Raw genomic sequence first — 18350 nt, forward strand, 5'->3', positions numbered from 1 at the left:
GTGAGGTATGTTCTTAAACTTGACGTCTAAGGTACTTCACTTCTAGTGAGCACTTGATTTCTTGTGCTTGCGAYYAGGCCGAAACCCAATCGCTGCACYCGCATCAAGCGCCCACACTTATCGGTTGTTTAATTGTTAAAGAGCGGTCTTGCTAATTCTGTACTGCAAACTTCAAATCGCAGCGCTGATTTCCCAGCGCTTAGCGACTATCGAAACGTCAGGGTAAACCCTAATTTTTCGGCAACCGCCAAGCCCTCTACTATAACACAGCTTTTGCAGATTGCGCAACCGGCTTTTGCCTAATTTGCACCGCATCTTGCAACCCCGCTTAGCTTTCAAGCGGCTCCGAGAAACTCGGAGGCTGGTTACTGCACAGGCGGCTGAAATTTCGATTCGGGTAAACCCTGATTCATCATCACCAGCCAAGCCCAAGACTATAGCACAATTTTTGCAGATCTTGCAACTGGCCTCTGCCTAATTTGCTCAGATCTTTGCAATAACCGCTTGGCTTCATTTCTGACTGCCTTTGCGGCAGGCCGGCGAAGCTCGCTGACCTGTTGCACCTGCTTGGTTTCGCTGCTCAAAACTGTTTGAACTGCGAAGGAGCGAGACTATAGCACAGAAATTCTGCGTGTGCGGTCAGCATGACACCCATTTTGCAGAAATGTGATTCTTTATAGGGACGGAGCGCGTTCTAGCCCGCTTAGCCCCGCCCCCTCTCTATATATAGGTGGAGCAAGAGCTAGGGCCAGCGCTCTCTATATGTAGTGGCCTGCTATTGCTATATACGGAGTTCCGTCGTTTCCTTGATCTGCTGGAGCGCGAAGAAGGAGCGCATGTCCACGACCGCAGGGTGGCGCATGAGGGTGTCCATGGCAAAGCGAGAGAAGTGGGCCAGGTCTGCTACCTGGATGCGAAGCAGATAGTCCATGTCGCCGGACATGGCGTAGCACTCGACGACTTCGGGCCAGAGCTGGACGTCGCGTGCGAAGTCGCTCATGGGTGCATGACTGGACCCGCTGTGCTTGTTCAAGCGGATGTTCACGTACGCGAGCAGCCCGAGCCCTACCTTGGCGGCGTCAATGAGCGCTACGTATTTCTTGATGAAGCCCTGCTCTTCCAGGCGGCGGACCCGGCGTAAGCAGGGACTGGGGGACAGGGAGACGCGGTCGGCCAGTTCCTGGTTGCTGAGGCGTCCGTCACGTTGAAGCTCAGCCAGAATCCTTAGATCTGTCCTATCAAGCTCAATTCCAGACATTTTCAACCCCTTAGTTTCAATAACGAGCAATATTATTGCTCAAGTCGCCAGGTTTCGCGCCATGTTTGCAATTGTCTGCCCGTCCTTCGTGCCTACAATCTGCGTCTAGACTTGAAGAACAAGTCGTCCTCACAAAACATGCAAGGGAGCAGACTTATGAGCAGCGCTTTCCAACCCTGGGACAACCCGATGGGCACCGCCGGGTTCGAGTTCATTGAATATGCCGCGCCGGACCCCGCCGCGCTGCGCAAGGTGTTTGAGCTGCTGGGCTTCAAAGCCATTGCCAAGCATCGTCACAAGGACGTGACCCTGTACCGCCAAGGTGGCGTGAATTTCCTGATCAACGCCGAACCCGATTCCTTTGCCCAGCGCTTTGCTCGCCTGCATGGTCCGTCGATCTGTGCGATTGGCTTTCGCGTGCAGGACGCCAACGCCGCCTACAAGCGCGCGCTGGAACTGGGTGCGTGGGGCTTTGACTCCCATAGCGGCCCGATGGAACTGAACATTCCTGCCATCAAGGGCATTGGCGATTCGCTGATCTATCTGGTGGACCGCTGGGCCGGCAAGGAAGGCCACGGCGGCATCGGCGACATCAGCATCTATGACGTGGACTTCATTCCGCTGGATCCAGCCAACGCGCAGACCGATGTGAACTGGCGCGGCGCGGGCCTGACGCTGGTGGACCACCTGACACATAACGTGCATAAGGGCCGCATGGCCGAGTGGTCGGAGTTCTACGAGCGCCTGTTCAACTTCCGTGAAGTGCGCTACTTCGACATCGAAGGCAAGGTGACAGGCGTGAAGTCCAAGGCGATGACGTCGCCCTGCGGCAATATCCGCATTCCCATCAACGAGGAAGGCACCGAAGAGAAAGGCCAGATTCAGGAGTACCTGGATCTCTACCGCGGCGAAGGCATCCAGCACATCGCCATGGCGACCGATGACATCTATGCGACGGTGGAAGCGCTTCGCCAGACGGGCGTCGTGTTTCTGGACACACCGGAGACCTATTACGAACTGCTTGATCGCCGCATGCCGAACCACGGCGAAGACGTGGATCGCCTCCAGAAGAACCGCATCCTGCTGGATGGCGCGCCGGACGGCGGACTGCTGCTGCAGATCTTCACCGAAAACCAGATCGGTCCGATCTTCTTTGAGATCATCCAGCGCAAGGGCAACGACGGCTTTGGTGAGGGCAACTTCAAGGCCCTGTTCGAATCCATCGAGCTGGACCAGATGCGACGCGGCGTTGTGAAGACCGTGGAATAAGGCTTGAAGACAGGCGCCAGGCGCGTGCGTCTACATCGCTTGTTCAAACCCCGCTGCGAAGCGGGGTTTTTCTTTGGGCGCTCAATCGGCGCAACGCAGTTCGCCGAACGGGGCCTTCAGTCGCGCGGAACGATTGCCGCGGCTCAGCGCACCAAGCGATCCTGGAATTGCTTGCGGAATTTGGCAACCTTGGGTGCGATCACAAACTGGCAATAGCCTTGCTCGGGATGCAGGGCGAAATAGTTGCTGTGATAGTCCTCGGCCTGCCAGAAATGCGCCGGCGCCAGCAGCTTGGTCACGATGGGCGCATCGTAGACTTTTTGCGCCTCGACCTCGGCGATGACGGCCTCGGCCTGCTCGCGCTGCGATTCGTTCTGCCAGAAGATGGCGGATTCGTACTGCGGGCCGATGTCGTTGCCCTGCCGCCCCGGGGTGGTGGGATCGTGGGTGGCGAAAAAGACGCGCAGCAGGTCGCTGAACGAGAGTTCGGCCGGGTCGAATTCGATGCGCGCGACTTCGATGTGGCCGGTGTCCTTGCCGCAGACCTGCTCGTAGCTGGGATTGTCGACGTGTCCGCCGCTGTAGCCCGGCAAGACGCTCTTGACCCCACGCAGCTCGGCAAACACTGCTTCGACGCACCAGAAGCAACCGCCGCCAAGAATGGCGACCTCATTGCCCGGTGATGGTTGTTCTGCCATGACGATTCCTTTGCTGTAGACGGCCGCTGCGCGCGGCCGGCGCCCCCGGCTTGGGTGCCGGGGCATGAGAATAAGGCTACTGCTTTGCCGGTGCCAGCGACAAGATCCATTCGGACAAGGCGCGGGCGTCTTCGGGCGTGACGTGGGTTTGGGCGGGCATGGGCACCGCGCCCCAGGCGCCGCGGCCGCCGCCGCGGATCTTGCCTGCCAGGTAATCCACCATGGCGTCGCCCTGCCCTGCGTATCGTTCCGCCACGCTCTTTAAGGGCGGCCCGACCCGTTTGGCTTCCACCTGATGACAGGCCATGCAGGCCTTGCTCTTGGCCAGATCCAGGCCAGTGGTTTGCGCATGCACCGCGCCAGCGCCCAGGGCGCCGGCCGCGGCCAACAACAGACTAATCTTCAAACGCATCGGTTACTGCCCCACGGCTGGCGGTGCTGGCGAGCTTGCCGAACTTGGCAAGCACACCGCGTGTATAGCGCGGCTTGGGCTGGACCCAGGCCTGGCGACGAGCCGCCATCTCTTCGTCGCTGATGTTGAGCTGCAGCAGCAGCTTGTGGGCATCGATGGTAACCGAATCGCCTTCCTGAATGAGGGCGATGGGACCGCCCACATACGCTTCCGGCGCGACGTGTCCCACCACCATGCCCCAGGTGCCGCCGGAAAAACGCCCATCGGTGATGAGCCCCACGGTTTCGCCCAGCCCTTGCCCCACCAGCGCGGACGTGGGCGCAAGCATCTCGCGCATGCCCGGGCCGCCCTTGGGGCCTTCGTAGCGGATGACGACGACGTCGCCGTCGCGAATCTGCTGGGCGATGATGGCGGTCATTGCATCGTCTTCGGAATCGAACACGCGCGCGGGGCCAGTGATGACCGGGTTTTTCAGGCCGGTGATCTTGGCGACGCAGCCTTCGGGCGAGAGATTTCCCTTCAGGATGGCAAGGTGCCCCTGCGGATAGAGCGCGCGATCAATGGGCAGGATGACGTCCTGGTCCGCGCGCGGTGCGTCGGGTACGTCAGCCAGCGTTTCCGCGATGGTCTTGCCCGTGATGGTGATGCAATCGCCATGCAGCAGGCCCGCGTTGAGCAGGAGCTTCATGACTTGCGGAATGCCGCCTGCGCGATGCAGATCGGTGGCCACGTACTTGCCGGACGGCTTCAGGTCGCAGAGCACGGGCACGCGCCGGCGGATGCGTTCGAAGTCGTCGATGGACCACGGCACTTCGGCGGCGTGCGCGATGGCCAGGAAATGCAGCACCGCGTTGGTGGAGCCGCCCGTGGCCATGATGACGGACACCGCGTTCTCGATGGCTTCGCGCGTGATGATGTCGCGCGGGCGCAGGTTGCGCTTGACCGCGTCGACCAGCACTCGCGCGGACTCGGCGGACGACGTGACCTTTTCCTCGTCTTCGTTGGCCATGGTGCTGGAATACGGCAGGCTCATGCCCATGGCTTCGAAGGCGGAGCTCATCGTATTGGCGGTGTACATGCCGCCGCAGGAACCCGAGCCGGGAATCGCGCATTTCTCGATCTGTTTGAAATCTTCTTCGGGCATGCGGCCCATGGTGTATTCGCCGACGGCTTCGAAGACGGACACGATGGTGAGGTCGTTGCCCTTATAGCGGCCCGGCTTGATGGTGCCGCCGTAGACATAGATGCCCGGCACGTTGGTGCGTGCCAGCGCGATCATGCCGCCGGGCATGTTCTTGTCGCATCCGCCGATGACGACGACGCCGTCCATCCACTGGCCCTGCGCGGCGGTTTCGATGCAGTCGGCGATGACCTCGCGCGACACCAGCGAATACTTCATGCCTTCGGTGCCCATGGACATGCCATCGGAGATGGTGGGCGTGCCGAACACTTGCGGATTGGCGCGTGACGCGCGGATCGCGTCGATGGCGGCATCGGCCAGCCGTTGCAGGCCGCTATTACAGGGCGTGATCGTTGAATGGCCGTTGGCCACGCCGATCATGGGGTTCTGAAAATCAGCTTCTTTGTAGCCCAGCGCGTAGTACATGGCGCGGTTGGGTGCGCGCGCGACGCCTTCGGTGATGTGGCGGGAACGTTCGTTGTGCGGCATGGTCAGTGTCTCCTGTCGGCCGTCGGGGCGCGGACATGGCGAACGCACCCGGGGAAGCTGGCTCGCTTGGCATGCGAATCTTCAGTGCTCGCCGGTTATTATCATTCAACTTTATTGTGTCGGGCAGAACATGCTGGAATATCCAAAAATCGACCCCATCGCCCTGCAGATCGGGCCGCTCGCCATTCATTGGTATGGGCTGATGTACCTGGCGGGCTTCGCGCTCGTGTATTTGCTAGGCCGGCACCGCATCAAAAGCGGGCACACCACGTCGCTGAACGTGCGGGACCTGGAAGACCTGATCTTCTATAGCGTACTGGGCGTGGTGCTGGGTGGCCGGCTGGGATATGTGCTGTTCTACAAGCCGGGCTACTACCTGTCGCATCCGCTTGAGGTGCTGTACCTGTGGCAGGGCGGCATGTCCTTCCACGGCGGCCTGATCGGCGTGATTCTGGTGATGCTGCTGTTTGCACGCAAGAAAGGCCTGCCGTTCTTTGCAATCAGCGATTTCATCGCGCCGTTGATCCCGCTGGGCCTGGGCTTTGGCCGGCTGGGCAACTTCATCAATGGCGAACTGTGGGGCCGTCCCACCGACGTGCCGTGGGCGATGGTGTTTCCCGACAGCGGCGACGGATTGCCGCGCCATCCCTCGCAGCTCTATGAGCTGGGCCTTGAAGGCATCGTGCTGTTTGCGCTGCTGTGGTGGTTTTCGAGCAAGCCGCGCCCGCTGGGACAGGTGAGCGGATTGTTCCTGATGGGCTATGGAACGTTCCGCTTCCTGGTGGAATTCACCCGCGAGCCGGACAACTTTCTGGGCCTGCTCGCGGGTGGATTGAGCATGGGACAGTGGCTGTCCCTGCCGATGGTCGCCCTGGGCGCCATCATGTTCAGTCTTACTGCAAAACGATCGTCCCGTTGACGGCGACGCTGACCGTCACGTTCCCTGCTTCGAGGGGAACGCTGACGTCGGCGCTGCTGAAGGAACCGCCTTTCGCCATGGCCGCGCCCATCATGCGCGGCATCGGCGCGGGAGCGCCGGAGCCGCCGAGTTCGAGCTTGGACAGGCGGTAGCCGGAGAAACCGAACGCGTTGGCCGCAGCCAATGCCCGGTCCTTGAACGCCTGCGCCGCTTCTTTCAGAAGCTTGCGCTCTTCGGCTTCACGCGCAGCATTCGACAGCGAGAAGCTGATGTTGGAAATGGCTGTCTTGTCGGAAAGCTTGGCAGCCAGCGCAGCGGCCGCCGCGAAGTCCTTCGATTCGAGCACGATCTCGCCCTGGCCGCGCCACGACGCGATCTTTCCCTTGGTGTTCATGTTGGGCCAGACATTGAAGTTGCTGGTGCGCACTTCCACGTCCTTGGTGTCGCGAGCGCGCTTGACCGCGTCTTCGAGCGCGGCAGTCAGCTTCTGGCCGGCGGCCGGCTGATCCGGCGCTTCGACTTCAGCCGACAGGGCGATGCGGACGGTGTCCTGCTTGACCTCGGAAGACGCCATCGCCTGCAAGGTCAGTTCCGGCGAACGGTTCTCGGCCGGCTCGGCGGCGGTCGTCGCTGCGGGTGCCTGGGCTTGCGCGAAAACGGGTTGAGCCACAGCAATGGCGGCCACGGCTGCGCACGCCGCACCAAGCTTGGTGAGCGAAAAAACGGGGGGTTTGAACATGGACTGGTCCTATGTGGGAGGACGAAGGGGATTTGCCGAGAGGCACCCGACGCGGACCTGCGCTATGGCAGGTCCGCTGGGATAGATGCCCCGCCTGTGCCGTCAAGGCCGGCATCTCGAACCCTGAGGTTCAAGGTGGTCGCGTTCCGAAGAGCATCGGGTTCGTCTGCGAGAGACAATCACTCCAGCTCTGCACTCCCGCAACCAATATGCCAAAAAGACATAGGTTCAGAGAATGTATGGCCTAGTCACGAACACGGCAGGGACAAACTTGAAAATCTTGAATGCAGCGTATGAACGTTAAAGCAGTTTTTCCTGACCCGACAAGGCGTCATCGAGTACTGCGTTCATGTCCTCAATTCTACTCTTGAAGTCGCCGACCGCCAAACCGCCAAGCGGACCGTCAGGCGCTTTCATTGCGAGCAGCTCGCCGGCGATCTGCAATGCGGCCATCACTGCGATGCGTTCATTGCTGGACACCTTGCCCGTGCCCTGGATGCGCAGCATGAGCTGATCGACATGGCGGACCGCGGCCAGCAGCGTGGGCTTTTCTTCGACGGAGCATGCAAGTGAATACTCACGGCCGAGGATCGATACGTCTACACGTTCCATTAGTGTTGCTCTCCGGACGGCGCACCCGGCAAGCGGGCCAGGACGGCGTCGATGCGCTCGCGGGCCGACGCGGCAGCCACACGCAAACGCTGTAGTTCTGTATCGCGCGATTGCAGGCTACCCTGCAGTTCGCTTTCGCGAGCGGCGAAGCGCGACTCGAGCGCGTGGCGCTCGGCGGTTTCGCGAGCCAGTTGTTCGCGCAGCGCGGCTTCCGACCGCTTGGCTTCTTCGAGCAGGGCCGAGACGGCACCGTCGTTATCTTGAAGCTTGCTTTGCAGCGTGACGACCTCGGCCTCGCGGTCAGCAGCGCGCTGCTTGAGCACGCGCTGTTCGGCTTCGAAGTCGTTCAGGCGAAGACGCAACGCGTCACGCTCGGCGTGGAGTTGGCGGGTGCGTTGCACCAGTTGCCCGATTCGGGCGGCGAGTTGGTCTAGATCTTGCAGCATGGGCGCTATCGTAAACCATCCTGGGTTGGACCGGGCCTCTTCACGCAAGGTGAGAAACCCGGCAATATTCAGTAGGAAATACGGTTGGGATTCGGCGCGCGAAGGTTACCGGCTCCTGCCTGCCAAGAAAAGTCCCCCTCCGTCGAAATTGCCGCATCCGGCTGATCCGGCTTTCGCGATTCTTTCTATAAACTTTCACTTAGCTTTCAAAAAGCCCTCAAACTTCCGGCCGCGTTACAAACGGGGATCGGGAGTTCCCCAATTTTAGGGAAAACCCCAGGCTTTCACCGACCTTACAGGGTTTGCAGCGTGGCAGGCGTCCATTACCATTCGGCCTTTCAAGAAACCACGACGTCGCTTTCAGAATAATTAATGGCACCCCGAAGTGCCTTTTTTGTGCCTGTCACTCGCCTTTCGGCGAGCGACTCTCCGGCTACAAACCTCTTTTATCTACATGCTGTAAACAGGAGCCAACCAATCATGCAGCTACGCAATCGACAGGACTTCTGGTCGGGGGTGATGTTCATCGCCCTTGGACTGGGATTCGCCTGGCAGGCCAGCAGCTACCAAATGGGTACTGCTGCCCGAATGGGCCCAGGGTACTTTCCTTTCTGGCTAGGCATTGTTCTTGCATTGCTCGGCGCCATCGTGCTGCTTGGCTCGCTGTCCAAGAAAGCCCATGAAACTCACGTCGACAAGTTCGACTGGCGCATCGTCTTCCTGGTGGTGGGCTCCGTCGTTCTGTACGGTCTGATCCTGAAGCTGCTGGGCGTGTACATCTCGGTGTTCGTGCTGGTGATCGTCAGCAGCCTTGCCAGCCATGAATTCAACCTGAAGGTCGCCATCGCCAACGGCATCTTCCTGGTGGTCTTCACGTACCTGGCATTCATCAAGGGGCTGGGGCTGATTTTCCCGCTGTGGCCGTCGTTTCTGGGCATGAACTAAGGAGCAACCGGTCATGGAATTGTTTGACAACCTGATGATGGGTTTCTCGGTGGCGTTCACGCCCGAGAACCTGCTGTACGCACTGCTGGGCTGCATCCTGGGGACGCTGATCGGCGTGCTGCCGGGCATCGGCCCCGTCCCGACCATCGCAATGCTGCTGCCGATCACGTACGTGCTGCCCCCGGTGGCCGGCCTGATCATGCTGGCGGGTATTTACTACGGCGCCCAGTACGGCGGCTCCACGACAGCCATTCTTGTGGCATTGCCAGGAGAAACGTCCGCGGTGGTGACCGTGCTGGACGGTCACCAGATGGCCCGCAACGGCCGGGCGGGCGCCGCGCTGGCAATTGCCGCGCTGGGTTCGTTCTTCGCCGGTTGCGTTGCCACGCTGCTGCTGGCTGCCTTTGCGCCCCCGCTGGCTGAAGTCGCGTTCAAGTTCGGCCCCGCCGAATACTTCTCGCTGATGTGCCTGGGCCTGGTTGGCGCCGTGGTGCTGGCCTCGGGTTCGCTGCCCAAGGCAATCGCGATGATCATCCTGGGCCTGCTGCTCGGCATGGTCGGTACCGACGTCAACTCGGGCGTTGCCCGCTTCGACTTCGGCGTGCCGGAACTGCAAGACGGTATCGACTTCGCCATCGTGGCCATGGGCGTGTTCGGCTTTGCCGAAATCATGACCAACCTGGAGCAGAAGGAAAACCGCGTCGACATCACCGACAAGATCGGCACGCTGTATCCCAACAAGCAGGAATTCAAGGAAGCCGCTCCCGCCGTGCTGCGTGGCACGGCCCTGGGTTCGGCCCTGGGTATTCTGCCGGGCGGTGGCGCGGTGCTGTCCTCGTTCGCTTCCTACACGCTGGAAAAGAAGATCTCGAAGAATCCGGAACGCTTCGGCAAGGGCCACCCGGCCGGCCTGGCAGGCCCGGAATCGGCGAACAATGCCGCAGCCCAGACCTCGTTCATTCCGCTGCTGACGCTTGGTATCCCCGGCAACGCCGTGATGGCGCTGATGGTGGGCGCCATGACGATTCACAACATCCAGCCCGGCCCGCAAGTCATGACGAGCCACCCGGAGCTGTTCTGGGGCCTGATCGCTTCGATGTGGATCGGCAACCTGATGCTGGTGGTGCTGAACCTGCCGCTGATCGGCCTGTGGGTCAAGCTGCTGAAGGTGCCCTACCGCATCCTGTTCCCGGCGATCCTGGTGTTCTGCACGATCGGTGTGTATTCACTTAACTACAACCCGTTCGACATCTTCACGACGGCCATGTTCGGCGTCATCGGATATGTGTGGTCGAAGCTGAAGTGCGAAGGCGCTCCGCTGCTGCTGGGCCTGGTGCTGGGTCCCATGATGGAAGAGAACTTCCGCCGTGCCCTGCTGCTGTCCCGCGGCGACTTCACCACCTTCGTGACGCGTCCGCTGTCGGCTTCCCTGCTGGCCGTCGCCGTGTTCCTGGTGATCCTGGTGGCCCTGCCGGCCATCCGCAAGAAGCGCGAAGAAACCTTCGTCGAAGAAGAGTAAAGCTCAGCCGCCGCCCTGCCGCGGCGCTGTCCTTCAAAACCCCGGGCCTGCCCCGGGGTTTTTCTTTGGGCGCGCCCTGCGCCATCCGGCTGATGACTACTGAAAATTACCTACAGCAACAAATCGTACCTGGCCGATTTCATCTACGTTAAGCTACGGGTTTACCCCACGCGATGATTCGACATGAATTTCGACTGGAAGAATCCGTATCCGAGTACCCGCACGCCCGTCTTTGCCCGCAATGTTGTCGCCACCTCCCAACCGCTGGCCGCCCAGGCGGGCCTGCGCATTCTGGCGCAAGGCGGCAATGCCGTGGATGCGGCGATTGCTGCGGCAGCAACGCTGGCGCTGGTCGAGCCCGTCAGCAACGGTTTGGGTTCGGATTGCTTTGCCATCATCTGGGCCGGCGCGAAGCTGCATGGGCTTAACGCTTCCGGACCGGCGCCCGCCGCCTGGAATGTGGACTACTTCCGGCGCAAGCATCAGAGCGCGGTGCCGGCGCGGGGTTGGGACAGCGTGACCGTCCCGGGCTGCGTGGCCGGCTGGGCTGCGTTGCACGAAAAGTTGGGCCGCCTGTCTTTCGTCGACATCCTGGCGCCCGCCATTGAATACGCCGAGCGTGGCTTCGCGATCACGCCGATGGTGCACCAGAAGTGGACGGCGCAGGCTGACATGCTGCAACCGCAGCCTGGCTTTGCCGATCATTTCCTGCCGCGCGGGCGTGCCCCGCACACCGGCGAACACTTCGTCCTGCAAGGCGCGGCGGCGACGCTCAAGCGCATTGCCGCAACCGGCGGGCGCGACTTCTACGAAGGCGAGACTGCGCACAAGCTGGTGGCGCACGCGCAGGCGCACGACGCGGCCCTGACGTTGAAGGATCTGGCAGACTACGCGCCCGAGTGGGTCACCCCGATCAGCCAGTCGTACCGCGGCCATACGCTGCACCAGATTCCACCCAACGGCCAGGGCATCGCAGCACTGATCGCACTCGGCATCCTGCAGAACTTCGATCTGGCGGCGCGTCCGGTCGATCATCCCGAGACGCAGCACCTGCTGATCGAAGCGATGAAACTGGCGTTTGCCGATGTCTACGCGCACGTGGCCGATGCGCGTCACATGCGGGTCGCGCCGGAGCAGATGCTGCGCGCCGACTACCTGGCCGAACGGGCGCGTCTGATCGATCCGCGAACGGCACAGACCTTCGCGACCGGCCACGCGCCGCAAGGCGGTACGGTCTACCTGACCGCCGCTGACCGCAACGGCATGATGGTCAGTTTCATCCAATCGAACTACATGGGGTTCGGATCCGGCGTCGTGGTGCCGGGCACGGGCGTCAGCCTGCAGAACCGCGGACACGGATTCAGCACCGATCCCGATCACGCCAACGTAGTCGCGGGCGGCAAGCGGCCGTTCCACACGATCATTCCGGGTTTTCTGATGCGGGATGGCGCACCGGTGATGAGCTTTGGCGTCATGGGCGGCAACATGCAGCCGCAGGGACAAATGCAGGCGCTGGTGCGCATGCTGGACTATGGCCAGCAGCCGCAGGCCGCGTGCGACGCGCCGCGCTGGAAGTGGAACCGCGGCCTGGAGGTGGACCTGGAGCCGACGGTGTCCCCCGCCATCGCGCAAGGACTGCGCGAGCGCGGCCATGTGCTGCAGGGAATGGACGATCCCTACATGGACTTTGGTTCGGGGCAATTCATCTGGCGGCTGGGTGATCCGGCCGTCGACGGCTACGTCAGCGCCAGCGACAGCCGCAGAGATGGACTCGCCGCCGGCTTTTGATTGCGTTAAGGTTAGTGTCCTGAAACAGACCTACCCTTATTCAGCGGAGTCCATTGCATGGCAACGATCGGTACCAAGAGCTACGACGCAGCCGTAGCCCAGAAAGTCGCTTTCCTCGGATTGGGCGTGATGGGCTTGCCCATGGCCGGTCACCTGGCCCGCGCCGGGCACGACGTCACTGTCTACAACCGGACCCCCGCCAAGGCGCAGGCCTGGGTCGCCGAGTTTGGCGGCCATAGCGCGGCCACCCCGCGCGAAGCCGTTGCCGGCGCGCAGATCGTCTTTGCCTGCGTGGGCAACGACGACGACCTGCGCAGCGTCGTGCTGGGTCCGGACGGCGCGTTCGCCGGCATGGCGCCGGGCGCCGTGTTCGTCGACCACACGACGGCTTCGGCCGATGTGGCGCGCGAACTCCACGCGAAAGCCAAGGAGCTGGGCCTGAACTTCGTTGATGCGCCCGTGTCGGGCGGTCAGGCTGGCGCCGTCAATGGCGCGCTGACGGTCATGTGCGGCGGCGAGCAGCCGGTGTTCGACGCCATCAAGCCCGTGGCCCAGTGCTTTGGCCGCGCGGTCACACTGGTCGGCCCTCCGGGCGCCGGCCAGCTTGCCAAAATGGTCAACCAGATCTGCATCGCCGGTATCGTGCAGGGCCTGTCCGAAGCCATCGCGTTCGGCCAGGCGGCCGATCTGGACATGAAGCAGGTGCTGGACGTCATCAGCAAGGGCGCGGCGCAGAGCTGGCAGATGGAGAACCGCGGCGGCACCATGGTCGACGACAAGTTCGACTTCGGTTTCGCGGTGGACTGGATGCGCAAGGATCTGGGCCTGGTGCTGGCCGAGGCGCGCAACAACGGCGCGCGCCTGCCGCTGACCGCGCTGGTGGATCAGTTCTATGGCGACGTCCAGAAACTGGGTGGCGGACGCTGGGACACGTCCAGCCTCATCAAGCGCCTGCGCGACTAAGCGTGCCATCCAAGCCGGCAATTTCCGGCCAATGAAAAGGCGAGCCTTCCGGCTCGCCTTTTTTCGTGATGTCGCCGCGCGAGGTCAGGCGGCGAGCGAGGCTTCGCGGGCGGCCGGCAGCAGCGCGTCGATGCGCTGCTTGGCCAAGGCCAATCCTTCCAGCGCGGCCACTTCACCCATGGCCATGCCTTCCGCGGCAATAAAGGTGACTTCGGTCATGCCCAGGAATGCCAGCATCTGGCGCAGGTACGGCGTCATCGTGTCGGACGGCGTGCCTTCCGCCTTACCGCCGCGCGCCGTCAGCACGACCACCTGTTTACCCTTGACGAGCCCCTCGGGCACGCCTTCCGGCGTATAACGGAACGTGACCCCGGCCCGCGCCAGGTGATCCAGATAAGACTTGAACTGCGCCGGCAGATTGAAGTTGTACACGGGCACGGCAAAGACGATGCGGTCGGCTTCCATGAGCTCGGCGACGAGGGAGTCGCTCAGTTCCACCAGACGTTGCTGTTCGACGGTGCGCGATTCAGCCGGCGTGAACAGGGCGCCAGCGGTGTTGCCGTCGAAGTAAGGAATGGGTTGCGTGCCGATGTCGCGGACCTTGATGGCCGAGGCCGGATTGGACGCCTTGACGCGGGCGATCAGATGATCGGCCAATTGCTTGCTGTTGGAACGTTCGCCGAGAATCGAGGAAAGGATGACCAGGGTTTTCATTGCAGATATCTCCAGTGGGCCCGCCCGGGGCGGACGGTCTGGATCTGTCAGCGCCGCACCCGTCAGGATGATCGGGCGGGGCCTTGCCGCTTGGGCGGCGTTGGCAGATCCTTTGTGCATGGCGAGACTGTAGCGGGACCGATTGAATACATAAATACGGGTATGATGAACTGTTCGTTCCAAACATAGAACAATCATGCAAGATCTCAATGACCTCTACTATTTTTCGCAAGTCGTCGAGCAAGGAGGCTTCAGCGCCGCAGCGCGCGCGCTGGACATTCCAAAATCCCGTCTATCCCGCCGTATATCCCATCTGGAAGAAAGCCTGGGCGTGCGCCTTTTGCAGCGCACGACGCGCCGGCTGCGGCTGACGTCCGCCGGCGAGCGCTACCTGCACTACTGCCGGGAAATGGCCGCGTCGGCGCGCGCGGCGGACGATGCCATGCGGCAATTGCAGGCGGAGCCGACCGGCCCGGTGATCGTGAGCTGCCCCGTGTCGATCGCCCAGGACGTGCTGGCGCCCCTGCTGCCGGAATTCCTGGATGCGTGGCCGGCGATATCGGTGCAATTGCTGGTGACCAACCGGCGGGTGGACCTGATCCGCGAGGGCGTGGACCTGGCGTTGCGGGTGCGCACGAAGCTCGACACGGATGCAGAATTGGTTGTCCGGCACCTGGGCACGGCGCGCGGCACGCTGGTGGCCAGTCCGGGATATCTGCAGCGCCACGGCGCGCCGGATACGCCGCAGGATCTGGCCTCGCACGTCACGCTGAGCTTCAGCGATCCGCAAAACGAAGTGCGGTGGCCCCTGCGCAATGACAAGGGCGAAGAGGTGCAGATCGAGCTGAAGCCGCAACTGTCATGCAACGACTTCATCGTGCTGACGGAAGCGGCCGTGCGCGGACGCGGCATCGCGTTGCTGCCGTCGATCGCCACGCAAGAGGAACTGCGACGCGGGCAGTTGGTGCCGGTGCTGCCGCAATGGCAGTCGCCCGAGGGCATCGTGCACTGCATTTATCCGTCACGGCGGGGCATGATGCCCGCCGTGCGGACGCTGCTGGATTTTCTGTCGCAGCGCCTGCCCTCGATGTACCAGCGGCTGGAGAAGGACGTGACGCCCGCGCCTCAGTAGCCGCGCGAGCGCTCCACCACGCCGGTGATGGATTCGCCGCGCATCAGCCGCGCGACCTTGCCCGCGATCTGTTCGATGCTTTCGTCGCGCAGCGTGCGTGCGGCGATATGCGGCGTGACGTGGACGCGCGGGTCGTGCCAGAAAGGATGGTCCTTGGGCAGCGGTTCGGTGCGAAAGACGTCGAGCGTGGCGCCCGCGATCTCGCCCTCTTCGAGCATCTGCACCAGATCGTCCTCGACCAGATGCTCGCCGCGTCCCACGTTGACCAGATGCGCGCCAGGCAGCAACTGCGACAGCGTTTCGCGATTCAGGATGCCCTGAGTGTCGGGCGTCAGCGGCAGCACGTTGACCAGAAAGCGCGTGCGGCCCAGAAACGCGGGCAAGGCGGCCTCGCCAGCAAAGGATTCGACACCGGGAATGTCGCGCGGCGAGCGTGACCAGCCGGCCACGGGATAGCCGAACTCGGCCAGCGTCTGCGCCACGCGCGCCCCCACCTGCCCCAGCCCGAGAACGCCCACGGGCCAGTCGGCCTGCCGGGTGCCCTCGCGGGTGTCCCAATGCTGCCGGGCCTGAGCCTGGTCGAAGGCTTCGAAATCGCGCGAGACGCGCAGCAGCGCATACAGCGCGTATTCGGCCATCTGCACTGACATGCCGGCGTCTTCAAGGCGCACGATGCGCACGTGGGCGGGGATCTCCGGCATCTTCAGCAAGGCATCGACGCCTGCACCAAGATTGAAGAGCGTCTGCAAGCCGGTTTCGTGCTGGAAGAGCTGGACGGGCGGACGCCACACCAGCGCGACCTCCGCGCCGGACGGCGGGCCGTCGGGATTCCATACCGAAATACGGCAGCCGGGCATGGCGGCCTCGAGGCGAGGCACCCAGGCGTCAGGATCGTGATGGGGACAAGCAAAGAGAATGTGCATGGTGGCAGCGGGGTGGCGAAGAAAAGCCAAAGCATGAGGGATGCCGCCGCACAAATCAAACGGCCCGGCAAAAGCCGGGCCGCGTGTGCCACCTGCAGGGCAAGGCATCAGGCGGTCTGCGGCACCTCGGGCTTGTTCTTGCCCTTGTTGCGGCGCACGAAGGCCCAGACCTGCAGCGCGATCAGCAAGGCGCTTGCGCCAATGAACCACGCGCTGATCGGACGCTCGACGAACACGGCCAGGTCACCGCGCGACAGCAGCAGTGCACGGCGGAAATTCTCTTCGACCATGGGGCCGAGCACGAAACCCAGCAGAATGGGCGCCACCGAGAATTCCAGCGTCATCAGAACCGCGCCGATCACACCGAAGGCCAGCACTTCCCAGATCTGGAAGAGACTGTTCTGCGTGCTGTAGACGCCCACCGCGATGAAGAACAGCGCTGAGGGGAAGAGGTAGCGGTACGGCACCTGCAGCAGCTTGACCCACACGCCGATGAGCGGCACGTTCAGCACCATGAGCAGCACGTTGCCCACCCAGAAGCTGGCGATCAGGCCCCAGAAGATGTCCGGGTGCTCGGTGATGAGCTGCGGGCCGGGCTGGATGCCCTGGATCAGCAGCGCGCCCAGGATCAGCGCCATCACGGCGTCGCCCGGAATGCCCAGGCTCATCGTCGGGATGAAGTCGACCTGCGTCTTGGAGTGCGACGACGCTTCGGGCGATGCCACGCCGGCGATCATGCCGGTGCCGAACTTTTCAGGCGTCTTGGAGACCTTGCGTTCCAGCGCGTAGGCGACGAACGTGGTGATGGTCGGGCCGGTGCCGGGCATGGCGCCGAACAGCGTGCCGACGGCCGTGCCGCGCACCATGGGCCAGAAGGCGGTCTTCAGTTCCTGCTTGCTGGGCCGCATGTCGCGCAGACGCAGCTTGGCGCCGCTGCCGATGATGGTCATGCGGTTCACGCTCATCAGGAAGTCGGCCACGCCGAACAGGCCCATCGAGATCGCGACCAGTTCCAGTCCATCGGAGAGGTCGAGCAGGCCGAACGAAAACCGGATGGTGCCCGTGTTCACGTCGGTGCCGACCACGCCGCACATCAGGCCGAACAGCGTCATCGCCACGCCCTTGAGCGGCGAGCCGCGCGACATGGTGGCGCCAGCCAAGAGGCCCAACAGCATGATCGAGAAGATTTCGGTCGGGCCGAACTTGAACGCGATCTCCACCAGCAGCGGCGAGGCAAAGATCATGACGATGATGCCGACCGACGCCGCGAAGAACGAGCAGATCATCGTGATGCCGAGCGCTGTTCCGCCCTTGCCCTGCTTGGTCAATGGATAACCATCAAGACACGTGACCGCGTGCGGCGGATGCGACGGCAGGTTGAGCAGGATGGCGCCGATGGCGCCGCCGTACTGCGAGCCATAGAAAATGCCGGCCAGCATCAGGATGGCGGGCACGGGCTGCATGACGTAGGTCAGCGGCAAGAGAATGGAAATCGCGGACAGCGCGCCCATGCCGGGCAGCACGCCGATGAGGTTGCCCACCAGCACGCCGAAGAACGACCACATCAGGTTGTGCCATTGGAACGCGACGCCAAAGCCGTACCAAAGGTCTACCAAAGCTTGAGAAATCATGGCGCATCAACCCCAGCGGAACAGCGGAAGCTGCAGTTGCAGCGCCCACCAGAAAACGACGACCGCGATCGCGGACATGGCGACCGACAGCAGGATGGCCTGTTTGATCGTGTTCTTGCGGTCGCCCAGCGCCGAGATGAAGACGATGGCGAACGTGGCGGGCAGCAGGCCGCCGTAATGACCCAGCAGCAGGAAGGCCAGGATGCCGAGCAGGATGCAGACGCTGCCCCTGATATCGGGCATGCCGGTGGGGTGGCCTTCAGCGGGCGCGGGCGTCGAGGGTTCCGCCGAGCGTGCGGACATCGCGATCAGCAAGCCCGTCAGCGCCAGCAGGCCGCCGAGCGCCGCGGGAAAGAAGCCCGGGCCCATGTGGCTGAGCGAGCCGATGTGATAGTCCGTGCCGCCATAGACAGCGGCCAGGCCGATCAGGACCATCAGCGCGCCGCCGTAATAGTCCTTTCTGTTGATTGTCTTTTTCACTTCCGTCCTCCTTCCTTGTACCGGACCGCGCCGGCCTTTCATGCGCTGCACGAAGCGGACAGCGCCCGGCCCCTGACGACAGGCCGGACCGCAGATTACGGAAGGAAGCTGCTAATCCGCTTTCTGTGCGCTGTCGCATTCCTGAATCCGGGGGTTATCCCTGATCGGCAGGCGCGGTGTGCGCGAAAAAAGCGGGCAGTGAAGACGCGGGCCTTGAAGAAGGAGCGATGAAT

General features: G+C 62.6%; 18 protein-coding genes and 1 other RNA gene. 7 read left to right on the plus strand and 12 right to left on the minus strand.

Annotated elements, in window-relative coordinates; translation table 11 throughout:
* Positions 1–781: 781 nt before the first annotated feature.
* Entirely contained in the window at positions 782–1258 is a 477-nt protein-coding gene (locus tag ASD71_RS12810; RefSeq protein ID WP_056566859.1) for an Lrp/AsnC family transcriptional regulator, read from the minus strand.
* 156 nt (positions 1259–1414) lie between these two features.
* On the opposite strand from ASD71_RS12810, the gene hppD reads away from it, so the two are divergent.
* Positions 1415–2527 (plus strand): 4-hydroxyphenylpyruvate dioxygenase, encoded by a 1113-nt coding sequence (gene hppD / locus ASD71_RS12815; protein WP_056564167.1) that lies wholly within the window; start codon positions 1415–1417, stop codon positions 2525–2527.
* A gap of 143 nt (positions 2528–2670) precedes the next feature.
* Here the strand turns inward: hppD and msrA are convergent, their stop codons facing one another.
* The 3 genes from msrA to ilvD all read right to left on the minus strand — a co-directional run bounded on the left by msrA (position 2671) and on the right by ilvD (position 5306).
* Positions 2671–3225, minus strand: a complete 555-nt coding sequence (msrA, locus tag ASD71_RS12820; RefSeq protein ID WP_056564168.1) for a peptide-methionine (S)-S-oxide reductase MsrA — start codon at positions 3223–3225, stop codon at positions 2671–2673.
* A 76-nt stretch (positions 3226–3301) separates the two neighbouring features.
* Positions 3302–3637: a c-type cytochrome gene (locus ASD71_RS12825; RefSeq protein ID WP_056564170.1), complete on the minus strand. Its 336-nt coding sequence runs from the start codon at positions 3635–3637 to the stop codon at positions 3302–3304.
* Positions 3621–5306, minus strand: a complete 1686-nt coding sequence (ilvD, locus tag ASD71_RS12830; protein WP_056564171.1) for a dihydroxy-acid dehydratase — start codon at positions 5304–5306, stop codon at positions 3621–3623. Before ilvD ends, ASD71_RS12825 begins: the two co-directional genes overlap by 17 nt.
* A gap of 130 nt (positions 5307–5436) precedes the next feature.
* Here ilvD and lgt point away from each other — a divergent pair, with 130 nt between their 5' ends.
* Positions 5437–6225 (plus strand): prolipoprotein diacylglyceryl transferase, encoded by a 789-nt coding sequence (lgt, locus tag ASD71_RS12835; protein WP_056327922.1) that lies wholly within the window; start codon positions 5437–5439, stop codon positions 6223–6225.
* Here the strand turns inward: lgt and ASD71_RS12840 are convergent.
* The 4 genes from ASD71_RS12840 to ASD71_RS12850 form a co-directional block, all read right to left on the minus strand.
* Positions 6200–6964, minus strand: a complete 765-nt coding sequence (locus tag ASD71_RS12840) for an SIMPL domain-containing protein (protein WP_056564172.1) — start codon at positions 6962–6964, stop codon at positions 6200–6202. The genes lgt and ASD71_RS12840 overlap by 26 nt on opposite strands.
* Before the next feature lie 83 nt (positions 6965–7047).
* A non-coding RNA gene (gene ssrS, locus ASD71_RS27680) (6S RNA) lies at positions 7048–7233 on the minus strand.
* Positions 7234–7264: 31 nt separating this feature from the next.
* On the minus strand, positions 7265–7576 hold the full coding sequence (locus tag ASD71_RS12845) for a cell division protein ZapA (protein WP_056564173.1): 312 nt from the start codon (positions 7574–7576) through the stop codon (positions 7265–7267).
* Positions 7576–8022, minus strand: coding sequence for a hypothetical protein (locus tag ASD71_RS12850; protein WP_056564183.1), 447 nt, complete (start codon positions 8020–8022; stop codon positions 7576–7578). Before ASD71_RS12850 ends, ASD71_RS12845 begins: the two co-directional genes overlap by 1 nt.
* Before the next feature lie 480 nt (positions 8023–8502).
* Between ASD71_RS12850 and ASD71_RS12855 the strand changes: the two genes are divergently transcribed.
* The 4 genes from ASD71_RS12855 to ASD71_RS12870 all read left to right on the plus strand — a co-directional run bounded on the left by ASD71_RS12855 (position 8503) and on the right by ASD71_RS12870 (position 13237).
* Positions 8503–8967 (plus strand): tripartite tricarboxylate transporter TctB family protein, encoded by a 465-nt coding sequence (locus tag ASD71_RS12855; protein WP_056564185.1) that lies wholly within the window; start codon positions 8503–8505, stop codon positions 8965–8967.
* 13 nt (positions 8968–8980) lie between these two features.
* A complete protein-coding gene (locus ASD71_RS12860; RefSeq protein WP_056564188.1) occupies positions 8981–10486 on the plus strand; it encodes a tripartite tricarboxylate transporter permease in 1506 nt (501 codons plus the stop codon).
* A 183-nt stretch (positions 10487–10669) separates the two neighbouring features.
* Positions 10670–12274 (plus strand): gamma-glutamyltransferase family protein, encoded by a 1605-nt coding sequence (locus ASD71_RS12865; RefSeq protein WP_056564190.1) that lies wholly within the window; start codon positions 10670–10672, stop codon positions 12272–12274.
* A gap of 57 nt (positions 12275–12331) precedes the next feature.
* Entirely contained in the window at positions 12332–13237 is a 906-nt protein-coding gene (locus ASD71_RS12870; protein ID WP_056564192.1) for an NAD(P)-dependent oxidoreductase, read from the plus strand.
* Positions 13238–13321: 84 nt separating this feature from the next.
* Here the strand turns inward: ASD71_RS12870 and ASD71_RS12875 are convergent, their stop codons facing one another.
* The gene (locus tag ASD71_RS12875) at positions 13322–13951 is read right to left on the minus strand and encodes an FMN-dependent NADH-azoreductase (protein WP_056564195.1); all 630 of its coding nucleotides are present in this window, start codon (positions 13949–13951) and stop codon (positions 13322–13324) included.
* Positions 13952–14147: 196 nt separating this feature from the next.
* Between ASD71_RS12875 and ASD71_RS12880 the strand changes: the two genes are divergently transcribed.
* Positions 14148–15083 carry a LysR family transcriptional regulator gene (locus tag ASD71_RS12880; RefSeq protein WP_056564198.1) on the plus strand — a complete coding sequence of 312 codons (936 nt, stop codon included), beginning with the start codon at positions 14148–14150 and terminating at the stop codon, positions 15081–15083.
* Here ASD71_RS12880 and ASD71_RS12885 read toward each other — a convergent pair.
* The 3 genes from ASD71_RS12885 to ASD71_RS12895 all read right to left on the minus strand — a co-directional run bounded on the left by ASD71_RS12885 (position 15077) and on the right by ASD71_RS12895 (position 18072).
* Positions 15077–16006: a glyoxylate/hydroxypyruvate reductase A gene (locus tag ASD71_RS12885; RefSeq protein ID WP_056564199.1), complete on the minus strand. Its 930-nt coding sequence runs from the start codon at positions 16004–16006 to the stop codon at positions 15077–15079. The two genes, ASD71_RS12880 and ASD71_RS12885, sit on opposite strands and share 7 nt — an antisense overlap.
* 107 nt (positions 16007–16113) lie before the next feature.
* Positions 16114–17637, minus strand: coding sequence for a tripartite tricarboxylate transporter permease (locus ASD71_RS12890; protein WP_056564202.1), 1524 nt, complete (start codon positions 17635–17637; stop codon positions 16114–16116).
* Between the two features lie 6 nt (positions 17638–17643).
* Entirely contained in the window at positions 17644–18072 is a 429-nt protein-coding gene (locus tag ASD71_RS12895) for a tripartite tricarboxylate transporter TctB family protein (protein WP_056566861.1), read from the minus strand.
* Positions 18073–18350: the final 278 nt, after the last annotated feature.

This window comes from Achromobacter sp. Root565 (assembly GCF_001427425.1).
Classification (GTDB): Bacteria; Pseudomonadota; Gammaproteobacteria; order Burkholderiales; family Burkholderiaceae_B; genus Achromobacter; species Achromobacter spanius_D.